At 71.7% G+C, this 15,685-nt stretch carries 12 protein-coding genes; 7 read left to right on the top strand and 5 right to left on the bottom strand.

Going from position 1 to position 15,685, the window contains the following annotated elements; genetic code table 11:
• The first annotated feature begins 146 nt into the window (after nt 1–146).
• The 3 genes from ACWC2B_RS22710 to ACWC2B_RS22700 all read left to right on the top strand — a co-directional run bounded on the left by ACWC2B_RS22710 (nt 147) and on the right by ACWC2B_RS22700 (nt 4,489).
• The gene (locus ACWC2B_RS22710; RefSeq protein ID WP_450719330.1) at nt 147–1,874 is read left to right on the top strand and encodes an IclR family transcriptional regulator domain-containing protein; all 1,728 of its coding nucleotides are present in this window, start codon (nt 147–149) and stop codon (nt 1,872–1,874) included.
• Nucleotides 1,875–2,162: 288 nt separating this feature from the next.
• Complete coding sequence (locus tag ACWC2B_RS22705) at nt 2,163–3,368, top strand: cytochrome P450 (RefSeq protein WP_450719328.1); 1,206 nt, start codon at nt 2,163–2,165, stop codon at nt 3,366–3,368.
• A gap of 29 nt (nt 3,369–3,397) precedes the next feature.
• Nucleotides 3,398–4,489 carry a type III polyketide synthase gene (locus tag ACWC2B_RS22700; RefSeq protein ID WP_450719326.1) on the top strand — a complete coding sequence of 364 codons (1,092 nt, stop codon included), beginning with the start codon at nt 3,398–3,400 and terminating at the stop codon, nt 4,487–4,489.
• Nucleotides 4,490–4,546: 57 nt separating this feature from the next.
• On the opposite strand, the gene ACWC2B_RS22695 is transcribed toward ACWC2B_RS22700, so the two are convergent.
• From ACWC2B_RS22695 to ACWC2B_RS22685, 3 genes are all read right to left on the bottom strand, one after another.
• Nucleotides 4,547–5,065, bottom strand: a complete 519-nt coding sequence (locus tag ACWC2B_RS22695; protein ID WP_450719324.1) for a hypothetical protein — start codon at nt 5,063–5,065, stop codon at nt 4,547–4,549.
• An 89-nt stretch (nt 5,066–5,154) separates the two neighbouring features.
• Nucleotides 5,155–6,675 (bottom strand): alkaline phosphatase, encoded by a 1,521-nt coding sequence (locus ACWC2B_RS22690; protein WP_450719322.1) that lies wholly within the window; start codon nt 6,673–6,675, stop codon nt 5,155–5,157.
• Nucleotides 6,676–6,830: 155 nt separating this feature from the next.
• Entirely contained in the window at nt 6,831–8,345 is a 1,515-nt protein-coding gene (locus ACWC2B_RS22685; protein WP_450719320.1) for an LCP family protein, read from the bottom strand.
• 174 nt (nt 8,346–8,519) lie between these two features.
• Between ACWC2B_RS22685 and tatA the strand changes: the two genes are divergently transcribed.
• From tatA to ACWC2B_RS22665, 4 genes are all read left to right on the top strand, one after another.
• Entirely contained in the window at nt 8,520–8,792 is a 273-nt protein-coding gene (gene tatA, locus ACWC2B_RS22680) for a Sec-independent protein translocase subunit TatA (protein ID WP_450719318.1), read from the top strand.
• Nucleotides 8,793–8,815: 23 nt separating this feature from the next.
• A complete protein-coding gene (locus ACWC2B_RS22675; RefSeq protein WP_450719316.1) occupies nt 8,816–9,775 on the top strand; it encodes a threo-3-hydroxy-L-aspartate ammonia-lyase in 960 nt (319 codons plus the stop codon).
• Between the two features lie 654 nt (nt 9,776–10,429).
• Nucleotides 10,430–12,205, top strand: coding sequence for a prolyl oligopeptidase family serine peptidase (locus ACWC2B_RS22670; RefSeq protein WP_450719314.1), 1,776 nt, complete (start codon nt 10,430–10,432; stop codon nt 12,203–12,205).
• Between the two features lie 335 nt (nt 12,206–12,540).
• Entirely contained in the window at nt 12,541–13,344 is an 804-nt protein-coding gene (locus ACWC2B_RS22665; protein WP_450719512.1) for an SURF1 family protein, read from the top strand.
• A 127-nt stretch (nt 13,345–13,471) separates the two neighbouring features.
• On the opposite strand, the gene ACWC2B_RS22660 is transcribed toward ACWC2B_RS22665, so the two are convergent.
• Nucleotides 13,472–14,788: a hypothetical protein gene (locus ACWC2B_RS22660; protein WP_450719312.1), complete on the bottom strand. Its 1,317-nt coding sequence runs from the start codon at nt 14,786–14,788 to the stop codon at nt 13,472–13,474.
• The gene (locus ACWC2B_RS22655; protein ID WP_450719510.1) at nt 14,785–15,411 is read right to left on the bottom strand and encodes a SigE family RNA polymerase sigma factor; all 627 of its coding nucleotides are present in this window, start codon (nt 15,409–15,411) and stop codon (nt 14,785–14,787) included. Before ACWC2B_RS22655 ends, ACWC2B_RS22660 begins: the two co-directional genes overlap by 4 nt.
• Between the last annotated feature and the right edge of the window lie 274 nt (nt 15,412–15,685).

Here is a 15,685-nt window from a genome sequence, read left to right as displayed (position 1 = left end):
AGATGAACTAGAGTTCATGGTTGCGCTCGCCCCCCGAGTGTGCGTTCAGCCGCCGCACGCGTCAACACCCCGTGCCCCGACTCTCCGTGGCCCAATGCCCCGTGCCCCCATTCCACGCGCCTCAACTCCTCGTCCCCGGAGGCCATATGAGCACCGCCCCCGCCGAAGCCGTCGGCCCGCTGATGCGCGGGGTCGCCGTGCTGCGCGTGCTCAGTGCCGCCGATGGGCGGCTCAGCCTCGGTGAGCTGGTCAGGGCGACCGGGCTCGCCCGCTCCACCGCCGACCGGGTGGCCGCGACGCTGGTCCGCATGGGATATCTGCGGCTCGACGGCCCCACCGTCACGCTCGCCCCGCGCCTCATGGAACTCGCCAACGCCTACCTCGGCTCCCTGCGGCTGCCCGCCCTGCTCGGCCCGTACGCGGTCCAACTGGCCGAGGAATTGGACGAGTCGGTGTCCCTCGCCGTGCCCGACGGCGACGGCATCCGCTTCGTCCACCAGAGCACCCGGCGCCGCGCGATGTCCCTCACCTTCCGCATCGGCGACCTCCTCCCCGCCGAACGCACCGCGCCGGGCCCCCTGTTCGCCGCACACTGGACGCCCGAAGAGTGGGCGGCCTGGCACGAGCGGAGGTCGGCCGACCCCGACGGCCTCGCCTTCCCCGCGGCCCCTCCCGCCGAGACCACGGCCGCCGGTTTCGCGCAGCGCGTCGAGGCGGCCCGCACCGCGAGCTGGGCGATCGACGACCAACTCATCGAGCCGGGCCTCATCGCCGTGGCCGTGCCGCTCCGCGCCCCGGCGGGCACCTCGGCGAACACCCCGGTCTGCGCCGTCAGCGTGGTCAGCCACACCAGCCGCCACAGCGCGGAGTCGCTCCGCGAGGCCGTGCTGCCCCGCCTTCGCGCGGCCGCCGCCGCCATGGAAGCCGAGCTGGCCCGCGACCACAGCTCGGCCACCACCGCGACGGAGGCCAAGTCGGCCCGCGACCACATCCCCGCCGAGCCGGACCCCGGCCACATCCGCGACCACGCCCCCACCCCGCCGCAGCCCCGCCCCCTCGCCGCCTGGACCTCCGCCTCGAAGCAGGAGCTCGGCTCGGAGTTCGTCGAATCGCTGGCCCGCGGCCTGACCGTGCTCACCGCGTTCGGCGCGGGCCGGGCCGAGCTCACGCTCAGCGCGGTCGCCGAGGCCACCGGCCTGCCCCGCGCCACCGCCCGGCGCGCCCTGATCACCCTGGACCACCTCGGCCTCGTCGCCACCGAGGGCCGCGACTTCCGCCTCACCCCGGGCGTCCTGGCGCTCGGCTGCCCGCCCCTGTCCCGTACGACACTGTCCGACATCGCGGCGCCGCACCTGGCCGCGCTGGTGCGTCACGTGCACGATTCGGCCTCGCTCGCGGTGCTCGACGGCGACTCCATCCAGTACACGGCCCGGGTCGCCACCACCCGGATCATGAGCGTCAACATCACCCTGGGCACCCGCTTCCCCGCGTACGCCGCCTCGATGGGCCGGGTGCTGCTCGCCGATCTGGACGCCGGGGAGCGCGCCGCCCGGCTCGGTCGTACGGAGCTCCCGGCGCTCACCCCGCACACGGTCACCTCCCCCGCCGCGCTGGCCTCGGTCCTGGAGCGGGTGGCTGACCAGGGGTACGCGGTCGTCGACGAGGAGCTGGAGGAGGGGCTGCGCTCGATCGCCGTGCCGGTGCGGGACTCCGACGGTCGGGCGGTGGCCGCGGTGAACGTGGCCATGCACACCACGCGGCGGACCGTGCCGGAGTGCCTCACCGAGGTGCTGCCCCACCTGCGCGCCACGGCATCGGCCATCGAGGCCGACCTGCACGTGGTGAGCCGCTTCTGCCGCACACCGCTGTCGTAAGAGCCTGTGTCCAAGCAGCGCTTCTCCCAGCCGTCCGTGGTGGCGCGCGGGCCCCGCATCAGCCTCCGCCCGGACCGGCGCCGCCGCCCCGGAATCCGTACCGGAGCGGACCGTCATCGCGGACCCTCATCCCTACCGGAGCGGTTTTGTCACCTCGGCTCCGCACACTTTCCCTCTAATCGGTTAATTAGGCAGAATGCGGACATGTTCATGACCCGAATCGGGGATACAGGGCTAGTCCGCTGCCCAGCGGTCTCAGCCTGTCCCTGACACACCGGAGTACGCCTCGTGGAGACCCCCGACACCGTGCGGAGCTGCCCCTTCGACTACGCGGAGGCGCTCGAATTCGACCCCGAACTTGAGCGGATGCTGGCCGAGGAGCCGGTCGCGCGGATCCGGATGGCGTACGGCGAGGGCGAGGCCTGGCTGGTCACCCGGTACGAGGACGTGCGGACGGTGACCACCGACCGCCGGTTCAGCCGCAGCGCCGTCACCGGGCGGGACTTCCCGCGGATGACCCCCGAGCCCATCGTGCAGGCCGAGTCGATCAACCTCATGGACCCGCCGGCCAGCACCCGGCTGCGCAGGCTCGTCGCCAAGAGCTTCGCCCCGGGGCACGTGGCCCGGATGCGCGTACGCACCCAGCGGATGGTCGACGAACTGCTCGACACGATGGCCGCGCACGGCTCCCCCGCCGACTTCGTCGAGCACGTCGCCGCCCCGCTCCCCCTCGCGACGATCTGCGAGGTCCTCGCGATCCCGGACGGCGAGCGGGCCTGGCTGCGCGGCCACGCCCTGACCATGACGAACATCGGCGCCGCGAACCGGGAGGCGGCCGTACGGGCCAAGGCCGAGCTGCGCGCCTACTTCACCGACCTCACCGCCGCCCGCCGCCGCGATCCCGGCGACGACCTGATCTCCACCCTCGCCACCGCCCGCGACGGCGAAGAGCTCCTGGACGACCAGGAGCTCGCCGTGATGGCGATGCTCCTGCTCATCACCGGCCAGGACACCACGACGCACGAGCTCGGGAACATCGCGTACACGCTCCTGACCAAGCCGGACGTCCTCGATGCCCTGCGTGCGCACCCCGGCCGCTTCCCCGCCGTGCTCGACGAGCTGCTCCGCTTCATCCCGTTCCGCAAGGGCGTCGGCATCCCCCGCGTCGCCACCGAGGACGTCGAGCTGAGCGGGGTGCGCATCAAGGCCGGGGACATCGTCCATGTCTCGTACCTCACCGCCAACCGGGACACCCTCAAGTTCGACCGGCCCCACGAGGTCGACCTGGACCGGGGCTCGGTCCCGCACATGACCTTCGGCTGGGGCGCGCACCACTGCCTCGGCGCCCCGCTCGCCCAGATGGAACTGGAGGTGGCGTTCACCACCCTGCTCACCCGCTTCCCCGGAATCCGGGCGGCGGGCGACGCCGCCGACGTGCCGTGGAACACCCACTCCATCTGGCGCTACCCGCTGAGCCTTCCGGTCGCCTGGTGATCAACCCCCCACCGATGAAGGGAAGTTCGATGGCTACCCTGTGCCGACCGGCGATCGCCGTGCCCGACTACGTCATCACCCAGGAGCAGACCCTCGCGCTCGCCCGCGAGACGCACGCCGGGCATCCGCAGCGCGATCTCGTACTCAGACTCATCGAGAACACCGGTGTCCTGACCCGGCACCTGGTGCAGCCCCTCGAAGAGACACTGCGCCACCCCGGTTTCGAGCGCCGCAACCGCGTGTACGAAGCCGAGGCCAAGGCCCGGGTGCCCGTCGTGGTGCGCCAGGCCCTCGCCCACGCCAAGGTCGAGACCACCGACATCGACCTGATCGTCTTCGTGTCGTGCACGGGCTTCATGATGCCCTCGCTGACCGCCTGGCTGATCAACACGATGGGCTTCCGCTCCGACACCAGACAGCTGCCCATCGCCCAGCTCGGCTGTGCGGGAGGCGGCGCCGCGATCAACCGCGCACACGACTTCATCACGGCCTACCCGGGCTCCAACGTGCTGATCGTGTCGTGCGAGTTCTGCTCGCTGCTCTACCAGCCCACCGACATCGGTGTGGGCTCGCTGCTGTCCAACGGCCTGTTCGGGGACGCCCTTTCGGCCGCGGTGGTGCGCGGCGAGGGCGGCACCGGCATGCGGATCGAGCGCAACGGCTCACACCTGGTGCCGGACACCGAGAACTGGATCTCGTACGCCGTGCGTGAGACGGGCTTCCACTTCCAGCTCGACAAACGCGTCCCGGGCACCATGGAAATGCTCGCCCCCGCCCTCAAGTCCCTTGCGGCGGAGCACAGTTGGGACGTCGGCGAGCTCGACTTCTACATCATCCACGCGGGCGGCCCCCGCATCCTGGACGACCTGTGCCACTTCCTGGGCCTGGGCCCGGAGATGTTCCGCTTCAGCCGCACCACCCTCACCGAACGCGGCAACATCGCCAGCTCGGTGGTCTTCGACGCGCTGGCCCGCCTCTTCGACGAGGGCGGCCTGGACGACGGCGCCCGCGGCCTCATCGCGGGCTTCGGCCCCGGCATCACCGCGGAGATCGGCGTGGGCAGCTGGAACGCGGGCCCGGACCTCGACGACGAGCTGAGCGAGATGACCGTACGCCTCTGAACCCCCCGAATCCATCGGCCGGCCGACCAGAACGGAGCCCGAACTCCCCCTACTCCCTCACTCGTTGACGAGTACGGGGATGGAGAGCACCGCGCTGGTCGGCGTGCCGGTCAGGGCCTTGGGCTTGACCTCGAAGTCGATGCCCTTGCCCTCGGCGGCCGGGGTGTGGGCGCCCTTGTGGTCGTCGTGGCCCTCCTCCGCGTACTGGAACGAGCCCGTGCCGAGCAGCTTGCCGTCCGCGTCGTAGTAGGCGGCGCTCAGTTCCAGGGCGATGAGTTCGCTGACGTCCGATGTGACGGCGAGGTGACCGGTCACGGCGGACCCGGCCGTCAGGGCGCCGCCCGTCACCTTCACGCGGTCCGTGAACGGGCCCTGTTCCAGGCGCACTTCACCTTGCGCCAGCTTCTGGTACGCGGCGGGGGCGGCGGCCTGCTTCGGCGCGGGGAAGCTCACCGACGGGACGGGGCCCGGGGCGTCCTCGGCCTTGTTCTCGCCGGATCCGCCGCCGCAGGCCGTGGCCAGGGCGAGGGTGAGGGCGGCCAGGACGGCCGGGGCTGCGATGCGGCTCAGTCTCATGGCGTGGGTGCTCCTGGGGCTCGTGCGGAGGTGTGCGCGGGGGCCGGGGGCTGCCTGCCCCCGGCCCCTCATCGGTGGGACCGGGTGGGTCAGCCGCGCGGCGAGCGGCCGAACAGCGAGCCGTACATCTTCCCGTACAGCTCCGTGTTGATCTGGCTGGCCGCGAAGCGGTCGGCGCCCGGGCCGTACGCGAAGATCGGGACGTCCGCGCCGGTGTGGTTGCCGGACAGGTAGGTCAGCCACAGGCTCGCCTCGGGGCTGCCGTCCTTGACGTCCTTGGGGTCGTCCGGGGTGCGGAAGGTGGCCGGGCCGAAGTTCTTGGCGTCGCCCGAGCCCGCGCCGTTCACGATGCCGGTCGAGCGGGCCGGGTCCTTGGCACCCGACTTCTCACGCGACGGCTTGGAGTTGTTGGCCGGGTTGCCCGCGTCCACGTTCGCCGGCGGCGCCACGGCCTCGGCGTTGGTGTACGTGCCCTTCTCGATGATGTTGAAGCCCGCGCACTCGTGGTCCGCGGTGACGATGACCAGGGTGTGGCCGTCCTTCTTCGCGAAGTCGGTGGCCGCCTTCACCGCGTCGTCGAACGCCTTGACCTCGGCGAGCGTCTGGGCGGCGTCGTTGGCGTGCGAGCGCTTGTCGATCTGGGCGCCCTCGACCTGGAGGAAGAAGCCCTTCTTCGAGCGGCCGTCGAGCAGGTCGATCGACTTCTTCGCCATCTCGGCGAGCGTCGGCTCCTGCTTCTGCGGGGCGCCCGCGGGCAGGCCCGCCTTCGCCTGCTCGACGGTGAGGTTGCCGCGGTTGAAGAGCCCGACGACCTTCTTGCCGCGCGCCTTGTCCAGGTCGGCCTTGGTGGCGACCTTCTGCGAATCGGCGGTCTGCGCGGGCAGCTTCGGGTCGCCGAACGAGCCGAGCACCTGGTAGCCCTGCGCCTGGAGCGCCTTCTGGTCGTCCGGCTCGAAGCGGGCGAGGCCGCCGCCGAGCACCACGTCGGCGGTGCCGTTGCGGGCGATCTGCTCGGCGATCGGGGTGACCAGCGTCTTGTCGGCGGGCGCCTTCTCGTACGAACCGTCGGCGTTCTTCGGCAGGCAGGCCGCGTCCGAGTACGTCGGGCCCTGGCAGCCGCGGAGCAGCGCGTGGCTGAACTGGGCGGCGGGCGTGGCGTCGGTGACCTCGGCGGTCGAGACGTTGCCGGTGGCGAAGCCGGCCGCCTTGGCCTGCTCCATGAGCGTGACGCGCTTCTTCTCGTAACTGTCCACGCCGATCGCGGCGTTGTACGTCTTGACGCCCGATGCCCACGCGGTGGCGGAACTCGCCGAGTCGGTGACCAGGGAAGGCTGGTCGCTGCCCTTCTCGACGGCGTACGTGGCGACCGCGCCGGTGTAGGGCAGGCGCTCCATGTTCAGCTTTCCGTGGGCGCCGTAGTAGCGCTCGCGGCCCGCGGTGACGTGGGTGCGGCCCATGCCGTCGCCGAGCAGGTAGATGACGTTGCGTATCTCGCGACCGCCGCCGTGACCGCCGTGCTGGGGTGCGGAGTTGGCGGTGACGGCCGTGCCCGCGGCGACCGCGGAGGCCGCCGCGAACACCGCGAGCACCTTCATTGCCTTGTGTGTCATGGCGGTGAAGCTATGAGCCGGATGTGAACGGACCGGGAGGTCCAGGCGACCGCGAGGCGAACGCCTTTGCCTGCCGCATAACTTTTACGTTCCGGCCCTTTGCCCGCTCAGGGCGTTTCCCTTGCCCGGAGGCCCGTCGGCTCCTTACCCGTTTCTTACCCGTACGACAGGTTGGAGCAGATGTTGTCGTCGGCCGAGCGGGCCTTGTCGGCGACGGAGGGCGGGACCGAGGCGGGGGTGCTGGGCGCCGCGTCCGCGCCGCCCTCCTTGTACTGCGTGCCCAGGATGACGTTCAGGCCCGGCGTCTTCGACTGGCGCATGAGCGCGCCGGGGAAGTGCGTGGCGAGCGTCTTGGCCTTGGCCTCGTCGTTCGCGCCGTACTCGATGACGGTGTGCGTGTAGTCCTGGGTGGCGGCGGTGGTGGCGCCGGTCACGGTGAAGCCCGCGGCCTTCAGCGCTTCGGAGGCCTTGCCCGCGAGGCCCTTCTCCAGGGTGCCGTTGTAGACGGCGACGCTGATCCCCTGGCCGGAGGCGGGGGCGGCCGGGGCGGTGGGGCTCGGCGCGGCGCTCGCGTCCTTGCCCTTGCCCGCGGCGTCCTGGCCGTCGACCGTACGGTCCGCTCTGAGCGCCGCGAACAGCGCGTCGGCCTCGGGCTTGACGACCGCGACGCGCGCGCCCTCGTACCGCCAGGGCAGCGTCACGAACTTGGTGTTGTGCAGGTCGATGTCCTTCATCGACATCGCGAACGAGATCAGCTTGTTCGGCGAGCCGAGGCCCGGGTCGACCGTCATCGACTTGGTGGCCGCGGTGGCGAGCGGCAGCAGGGTGGTCGGGTCGAGCCCGTTGCCCTTGACCTTCTTGATCAGGCTGCCGACGAAGGCCTGCTGGCGCTGGATGCGGCCTATGTCGGAGCCGTCGCCTATGCCGTGCCGGATGCGGACGTAGTCGAGCGCCTTCTGGCCGGAGACCGTCTGCGGGCCCTTGGAGAAGATCCGGTCGCCCTTGCGGCCCAGTTTGGGGTTGAGGTCGCCCTGGTAGACGTCGTTGGGGACGCAGACCTGGACGCCGCCGACGGCCTCGGTCATCTTCGCGAAGCCCGCGAAGTCGATGACCATGGTGTGGTCCACGCGCAGACCGGTCAGCTTCTCGACGGTGTTCTGGGTGCAGGCCGGGTTGCCCTCGACCGTTTCACCGACCTCGAAGGCCGAGTTGAACATCTCGTTGTGCTTCTCCTTGGTCCACGTCCCGCTCGGCAGCTTGCACGGGGGTATGTCGACCAGGGAGTCGCGCGGTATGGACACGGCGACGGCGTGCTTCTGGTCGGCGTACACATGCAGCAGGAGCGCGGTGTCCGAGCGGCCGATGTCACCCTTGCCGTGGCCGTACTCGGCGTTGTCGCCGGAGCGCGTGTCCGAGCCGATGACCAGGACGTTCGAGCCGTTGGTGGAGGCGGCGGGGCGATTGGCGGAGACTCCGCCGTCGTCGAACGTCCTGATGTTGCCGTTCAGCTGGAAGTAGATCCAGCCGCCTCCGGCGACCGCGAGGACGACGACGGAGAGGGCCGTGACCCCGGCGATGCGGGCGCGGCTGCGCTTGTTGCGGCGCCGTGGCGCGCCGGAGCTGCCGCTCTCGCGCCTGCCGGCCGCTCCCGCTTTGTGGCTGCCCGCCATCGGACCCCTCATCCCTCATTCACGCCTCTTCTGTAGAGGAGACGGTGAGTCGCACGCTCTGGTTGTACAGTTGCGCAATGTAGCAAGTCTCACTGAGAGCCATCAGCCCCAGCCGTACACAGAAATCGGCTGGACGAAAACGGCTGTAGGACGCGAACGAGGGAGGACGGCGGGATGTTCCTGCGCAACGGCCTTGAGCCCTGGCACCTGCTGATCGTGGCCGTAGTACTGATCCTGTTGTTCGGCTCGAAGAAGCTGCCCGACACGGCACGCGCGCTGGGCAAGTCCCTGCGCATCCTCAAGAGCGAGACCAAGGCGATGCGCGAGGACTCCGGCGAGTCCGCACCCGCTGCCGCGGCCCCGGCCCCGCAGGTCACCCCGGCTCAGGCCCCGGTCCAGACGGCGGCCCACACCCCCACGGACGCGCCCCCGCGCCCGGCTCAATAGCCCCGCCCGTACGCTCGGCAGGCATGGAACAGCTGCCGACGTACGACGACGTGGTCCGCGCCCATGAGCGGATCGCCCCACACGCCCACCGCACCCCGGTCCTGACCTCGCGGCTCACCGACGCCGAGCTCGGCCTGAGCCTCTTCCTCAAGTGCGAGAACCTCCAGCGGATGGGGGCGTTCAAGTTCCGCGGCGCGTTCAACGCGCTGTCCCGGTTCGACGCGGAGCAGCGCCGCGCGGGCGTGGTCGCCTACTCGTCCGGCAACCACGCCCAGGCCGCCGCGCTCGCCGCCTCACTGCTCGGCATCCCGGCCACCATCGTCATGCCGCACGACGCCCCGGCGGCCAAGCTCGCCGCCACCAAGGGGTACGGGGCGGACGTCGTCTCGTACGACCGCTACACCGAGGACCGCGAGGAGATCGGCAAAGCGCTCGCCGAGGAGCGCGGCCTGACGCTGATCCCGCCGTACGACCACCCCCACGTCATGGCCGGCCAGGGCACCGCCGCGAAGGAACTCTTCGAGGAGACCGGCCCGCTCGACGCCCTGTTCGTCCCGCTCGGCGGCGGCGGACTCCTGTCGGGCAGCCTGCTCTCGGCGGGCGCACTGTCACCCTCCTGCGAGGTGTACGGGGTCGAACCGGAGGCGGGCGACGACGGCCGGCGGTCGCTGCGCGCGGGCCGGATCGTGCACATCGACACCCCGGCGACCATCGCGGACGGCGCCCAGACGCAGCATCTGGGTGCGCATACCTTCCCGGTGATCCGGGACCGCGTGACGGACATCGTGACGGCGTCGGACGCCCAACTCGTGGACTGTATGCGGCTGTTCGCGTCGCGGATGAAGCTGGTGGTGGAGCCGACCGGGTGCCTGGGGCTGGCCGGGGCGACTGCTCTGGCCGAGCGGTATCGGGGGCGGCGGGTGGGGGTGATCGTGAGCGGGGGGAACGTGGACGTGCGCCGCTTTGCGGAGCTGGTGGGTTAGTCCCCCCACCCCGCCCCTTCCCGAGACCCTCCGGGGGTGGGAAGGGGTGAAGCCAGGTTGCGTTTCCTGGGGCTCCGCCCCAGACCCCGTATCGCGCCTTAAGGGCGCTCGTCCTCAAACTCCCCCAAGGCCTTAGAGCCTGTGTCTAAACCCCGCCCGGATCAGACCGCGGCGTCTGGTGCGTGCGATCGCAAGGCGCCGGAAGGCCCTCGATGGGGGTACCCCCTGGTCTTCAAGACCTTGGGGGAGGAGCTACTAGCGCGTTTCGGCAACGCCGCATGGGGGTCCCCCCTGGCCCTTAAGGCCTTGGGGGAGTGCGTGCCAGACGCCCCGGGCCCGGGCGGGGTTTAGACACAGGCTCTTAAGGGCCAGGGGGGGACCCCCATGACGGGCTGAAGATGCCGATCTGGGCCAGCATGATCCTGCTAGGGGCGCGGGGCTGTGACATTTGCGGCTCCGCCGCGCGGGCACGACCAGCCACCCACGGCCCGAGGCCGAAAGCGGGATTAGGGGCGCGGGGAACTGCGCGATCAGCCACGCACGGCCCGCAGCCGAAAGCGGGTTTAAGGGGCGCGGGGAACTGTGCAAATGGCCCCGGCGGCCCCGAGCCGGAACCCCGGCCACCCTCGCGGAGCGGCGCGGCATGATGGGGGCATGAACGAGATGCCGGAGTGGGAGAAGCGGTTCAGGGCGCCGAGGGTGGGGCTTCCCGAGTGGGCGGAGGACGCCCCGGACCGCTCACTGTTCGTGTCGAACGCGACAGGGACGTATGAGCTGTATGCCTGGGACCGGACGACCGACGACCAGCGCCGGGCCACCGACCGGCCCAACGGCACCACCGACGGGGTGCTGACGCCCGACGGCGAGTGGATCTGGTGGTTCGACGACACCGACGGCGACGAGTTCGGGGTGTGGCGCCGCCAGCCCTTCGCGGGCGGCGACGACGAGACGGCCGTGCCCGGCCTCGAACCGTCCTACCCGGCGGGCCTCGCGCTCGGCCGGGACGGCACGGCGGTGGTGGGCCGCTCCACCGACGACGACGGCTCCACGATCCACGTCGTACGCCCCGGCTCCGCGCCCGTCGAGATCTACCGGCACCGCGAGTCGGCGGGCGTGGGCGACCTGTCGCACGACGGGACGCTGATCGCGATCGAGCACACCGAGCACGGCGACGCGATGCACTCGGCGCTGCGCGTGGTGCGCCCGGACGGCTCGGCCGTCGCCGAGCTCGACGACACCAAGGGCGGTACCGAGGAGCTCGGGCTCGAAGTCCTCGGGTTCGCACCGCTGGCGGGCGACACCCGGCTGCTGGTCGCGCACCAGCGGCGCGGCCGCTGGGAGCCGATGATCTGGGACGTGGCTTCCGGCGAGGAGAGCGACCTCGCGCTCGACCTGCCGGGCGACGTCTCGGCCGAGTGGTACCCGGACGGTTCGGGGCTGCTCGTCGTCCACAGCTTCGAGGCGCGCAGCGGACTGTTCCGCTTCGACCTCGCGACGCGCTCGCTGATCGAGATCGAGACCCCGGCCGGTTCGGTGTCCGGGGCGACGGCCCGGCCCGACGGCACGGTGGAGTACCTGTGGTCGTCGGCGGCGAGCCCGTCCGAGGTGCGCTCCACGACGGGCGAGGTCGTGCTCGACCCGCCCGGGTTCAAGGCGCCGGGGTCCGTGCCGGTGCAGGACGCCTGGGTGGAGGGGCCCGGCGGCCGCATCCACGCGTTGGTCCAACGCCCGGCCGGCGACGGCCCGTTCCCCACCCTCTTCGAGATCCACGGCGGGCCGACCTGGCACGACAGCGACGCGTTCGCCTCCGGTCCGGCGGCCTGGATCGACCACGGCTATGCGGTGGTGCGGGTCAACTACCGGGGCTCCACGGGGTACGGGCGGGCCTGGACCGACGCGCTCAAGCACCGGGTCGGGCTCATCGAGCTGGAGGACATCGCGGCGGTCCGCGACTGGGCGGTCTCCTCGGGCCTCGCCGACCCCTCGCGCCTCATCCTGGCGGGCGGCTCCTGGGGCGGCTACCTCACGCTGCTCGGCCTCGGCACCCAGCCGGACGCGTGGGCGCTCGGCCTCGCGGCGGTGCCGGTCGCGGACTACGTCACGGCGTACCACGACGAGATGGAGGCGCTGAAGGCGATGGACCGGACGCTGCTCGGGGGCACCCCGGACGAGGTCCCCGACCGCTTCCGGGCGTCATCCCCTCTGACGTACGTCGACGCGGTTCGGGCTCCCGTCTACATCTCGGCGGGCGTGAACGACCCGCGCTGCCCGATCCGGCAGGTCGAGAACTATGTGGACCGGCTCGCTGCGCGGGGGGCGGCGCATGAGGTGTACCGCTATGACGCGGGGCACGGGTCGCTGGTGGTGGAGGAACGCATCAAACAAGTCCGCCTCGAACTCGACTTCGCGGCGCGCCACTTGGCGGGGTAAGAGCGCCCCTGGGGCTCCGCCCCAGACCCCGTTCGCGCCTTAAGGGCGCTCGTCCTCACACTCCCCCAGGCTCTTAAGGGCCAGGGGGGGACCCCCATGACGGGCTAGGGATGCCGGTGCCGGCCATGACCAGCGCTGCCAGGGGCGCGGGGAACCATCGCGCGACCGGCCACAACCGGCCCGCAGCCGATCGACGAGCCCATCCAGCCCCTCCGGCGTTTGAGGAGCGGGGGCCCGGGGGCAGCGCCCCCGAGGGGGCCCGGGGCCGAGGCCCCGGGGGGCTTGCGGGGACCCCGCAGCCCCGCCCCCCGGCAGGATTCCGTACCGTGGAGGATGTGTACCGGTTCCTGCTCACACCCCGCTGGTGGGGAATCCACGTCTTCGTCCTGCTGGCCATCCCCGTCTGCGTCTTCATGGGCAGCTGGCAGCTGGGCCGCTTCGAGGACCGCGTGCAGTCCCACGACGCGGCCGAGAAGGCACCCGACCCCGCCACGCGGAAGGCCGAGCCGCTCGCCGACCTGCTCCCCGTGGACCAGCGCACCTCCGGCCGCCCGGCCGTGGCGCGCGGCCGGTACGCCGAGCAGTTCCTGGTGCCCGACCGCCAGGTCGACGGCAAGTCGGGCAGTTATGTGCTGACTCTGCTGCGGACCGACGGGGGCAAGGCGCTGCCCGTCGTACGGGGATGGATCCCGCAGGGTGCCAAGGCCCCGGCCGCGCCCGCCGGCGACCTCTCCGTCACCGGCGTACTCCAGGCCTCCGAGAACGCCGGCTCCAACGGGGTGCACGCCCAGGGCGGGCTTCCGCGGGACCAGGTCGGCATGATCAGCGCGGCGGCCCTGGTCAACCTGGTGCCGTACCCGGTGTACGACGCCTGGGTGACACTGCCCGGCGCCGACGCCGGGATGACTCCCGTACCCGCCAGCGCCCCGCAGAACAGCGGGCTCGACCTCAAGGCGTTCCAGAACCTCGGCTACACCGGCGAGTGGTTCGTCTTCGCCGGGTTCGTGGTCTTCATGTGGTTCCGGCTCGTACGCCGCGAGGCCGAAGCCCTGGAGGACGCCGAGCTCGGGCTCGTCCCCGAGACGGAGAACGAAACCGAGACGGACGACTCGCCCACCGCGCCACTCCCCAGCGGCTAGTCACATGAGAAGGGGGCCCGCCACCAGGCGGGCCCCCTTCGTGCTCCTCCCCCTCCGCGAACGAGGAGCCGTCCCTGATTCCGCGCATTCCGCTTCCCGGCGGAACCGACGCGGACCCACCGCAGAACTAATGCGGGGCCTCCGACGGCTCCCCCGCGTCCAGCACGCCCGTCTTGTAGATCGTTCCGGCGCACGCGTTCGGGATCTTCGCCTCGGCGGACGGCGCGCCCGGCTCGGCCACGTGGGTCACCGCGACCGTGCCGTCCGCCGTGGCGGTCGGGCTGGTGCCGTCCGCGCCGAGCTGGGTGGTCTGGCCGCCGGCCGCCGCCGTCGTCGGGGAGACGATCCCGCTGGTGCTTCCGGAGCCGGCGGTCGACGGGCTCGGGGCGGGCGACGGCGGGGCCTTGGGGCAGGTGTCCGACGGCACCCAGGCGAACCGCACCTCGTACGCCGCGGCCGGCTTCAGGACCAGGCCTGTGGTGTCCTGCGAGGGGTCGGGGAGCCCGGGGGCGGGGTCGCCCGCGGCGTGCTCGACGACGGTGATCTTCGCCGGGTTGGCCGCGCCCTGCGCCTGGACGTTGAACTTGCCGGCCCCGCCGATCGCGCACTGCTTGTTGGACGCGTTGACGATGCGGAACGCGCCGTACACCTTGCCGGTCGAGTCGGGCTTGCCGACGCTCGCCGACTTCACGCTCAGCTCGCCCGCCTCGCACACCGGCGAGTTCGCCTGCACGGGCCCGCTGCCCGCTCCGGTCGAGCCACCGGCGGTGGCTCCGGTCGTGCCCTTGCTGGGCTGGGGCGTACGGCCCGTGCTGTCGGGCGTGCCCGACGGGCGGCCGCCGCCGAAGGGCGGGGCGCTCTCCCGCACGTCGTCCGGGTCGCCCGACGCGGAGCCGGAGGTGGCGCGCGTCTGCTCGCCGTGTCCGGCGACGGCGGGCTGGTCGCCCGCGCTGCCCGAGGTGTTGGCGACGTGGATGAACGCCGGTACGGCGGTGGCCACCAGGAGGGCCGCGGCGACCGAGCCGACGACGGCCTGCCGCTTGCGGGCCCGCCGCACGGGCACCGCGGCCCGCAGATGTTCGAGCGCCCCGTCCGAGGGCGACAGGTCGTCCACCGCGTCGTGCAGCAGCCTGCGCAGCGCCAGTTCGTCGGCCGCGTCCGAACCCGCCGAGGCGGGCGGGAGGCCGAAGGGAGGGCCGAAGGGGAAATTGCCGGTGCTGTTCTTTTCCGGCGTCTTGTCCACGAATCCGTATCCAGTCAGGTCGTTCAGGTCATTCCTGGGCCGCTGGTCCGGCCCCTTCTTCCCGTGTTCCCCGTAGGCACCGCGCTCCCCGTGGGTGCCCTGTTCCCCATAGGCGCCCTGTTCGCCATGGGCGCCGTTCTCCGGCCGCCTGTCGCCGTCCCTGGCTCCATCCCTGTCGCCGTTCCTGTCGGGGCCCGTCATGCCGGTGCCTCCATGGCGATCCGCAGTGCGGCGATGCCCCGCGATCCGTACGCCTTCACCGAGCCCAGGGATATCCCGAGCGTCTCGGCGACCTGGGCCTCCGTCATGTCCGCGAAGTAGCGCAGCACGAGCACCTCGCGCTGGCGACGCTGGAGCCCGCGCATCGCCTTGATCAGCGCGTCGCGCTCCAGCTGGTCGTACGCGCCCTCCTCCGCGCTAGCCATGTCGGGCATCGGCTTGGAGAGCAGCTTCAGGCCGAGGATGCGGCGGCGCAGCGCGGACCGCGACAGGTTGACGACGGTCTGGCGCAGGTAGGCGAGGGTCTTCTCCGGCTCGCGCACCCGGCTGCGCGCCGAGTGGACCCGGATGAACGCCTCCTGCACGACGTCCTCGCAGGAGGCGGTGTCGTCCAGGAGCAGGGCCGCGAGGCCGAGGAGCGAGCGGTAGTGCGCGCGGTAGGTCTCGGTGAGGTGATCGACAGTGGTGCCGGCCGCCATGACCTCGTCAGCGCTCTCGCGCGAGGGCGCTGACGAGGGAACGCGGGCCGGACGGGTGGCGGGCATGGGCGCGATCACCGGCATGCCGCCGGGCGCACCGAGGCGCCGACGCGGGCGGACGGCCATGCCGCCGCGTGCCGGGACCGCTCGGAAATCGAGTACCTCTGCCACGCCTGTTGGACACGTTCCTCCCCGTCAGGGTTGTACGCGTACGACACTGTTTTTGGCGGTGCACCACATGCCCTCATCCGTACCCGCTCTTCCCCAATGCCCCGATTTTTACGGCACCTTGAGGGGCGACCGCATAGACGCTCCATGCCGGACTGCGGTTGCAGGGACACGGAAATGAATCGTGTAACAAGGCATTGGCGCAGTTCAAGTGGTACAGACCAGCGACTTG

Source organism: Streptomyces sp. NPDC001415, from assembly GCF_053597395.1.
The sequence above is the reverse complement of the archived record's forward strand: the minus strand, read 5'-3'. Positions and strand labels throughout refer to the sequence as shown.

What these genes read in the sequence shown, in the direction of transcription:
- ACWC2B_RS22710 (WP_450719330.1), top strand. Translation starts at nt 147, where the DNA reads ATGAGCACCGCCCCCGCCGAAGCCGTCGGCCCGCTGATGCGCGGGGTC.
- ACWC2B_RS22700 (WP_450719326.1), top strand. Translation starts at nt 3,398, where the DNA reads ATGGCTACCCTGTGCCGACCGGCGATCGCCGTGCCCGACTACGTCATC.
- ACWC2B_RS22695 (WP_450719324.1), bottom strand. Translation starts at nt 5,065, where the DNA reads ATGAGACTGAGCCGCATCGCAGCCCCGGCCGTCCTGGCCGCCCTCACC.
- ACWC2B_RS22690 (WP_450719322.1), bottom strand. Translation starts at nt 6,675, where the DNA reads ATGACACACAAGGCAATGAAGGTGCTCGCGGTGTTCGCGGCGGCCTCC.
- ACWC2B_RS22685 (WP_450719320.1), bottom strand. Translation starts at nt 8,345, where the DNA reads ATGGCGGGCAGCCACAAAGCGGGAGCGGCCGGCAGGCGCGAGAGCGGC.
- tatA (WP_450719318.1), top strand. Translation starts at nt 8,520, where the DNA reads ATGTTCCTGCGCAACGGCCTTGAGCCCTGGCACCTGCTGATCGTGGCC.
- ACWC2B_RS22675 (WP_450719316.1), top strand. Translation starts at nt 8,816, where the DNA reads ATGGAACAGCTGCCGACGTACGACGACGTGGTCCGCGCCCATGAGCGG.
- ACWC2B_RS22670 (WP_450719314.1), top strand. Translation starts at nt 10,430, where the DNA reads ATGAACGAGATGCCGGAGTGGGAGAAGCGGTTCAGGGCGCCGAGGGTG.
- ACWC2B_RS22660 (WP_450719312.1), bottom strand. Translation starts at nt 14,788, where the DNA reads ATGACGGGCCCCGACAGGAACGGCGACAGGGATGGAGCCAGGGACGGC.
- ACWC2B_RS22655 (WP_450719510.1), bottom strand. Translation starts at nt 15,411, where the DNA reads ATGGCCGTCCGCCCGCGTCGGCGCCTCGGTGCGCCCGGCGGCATGCCG.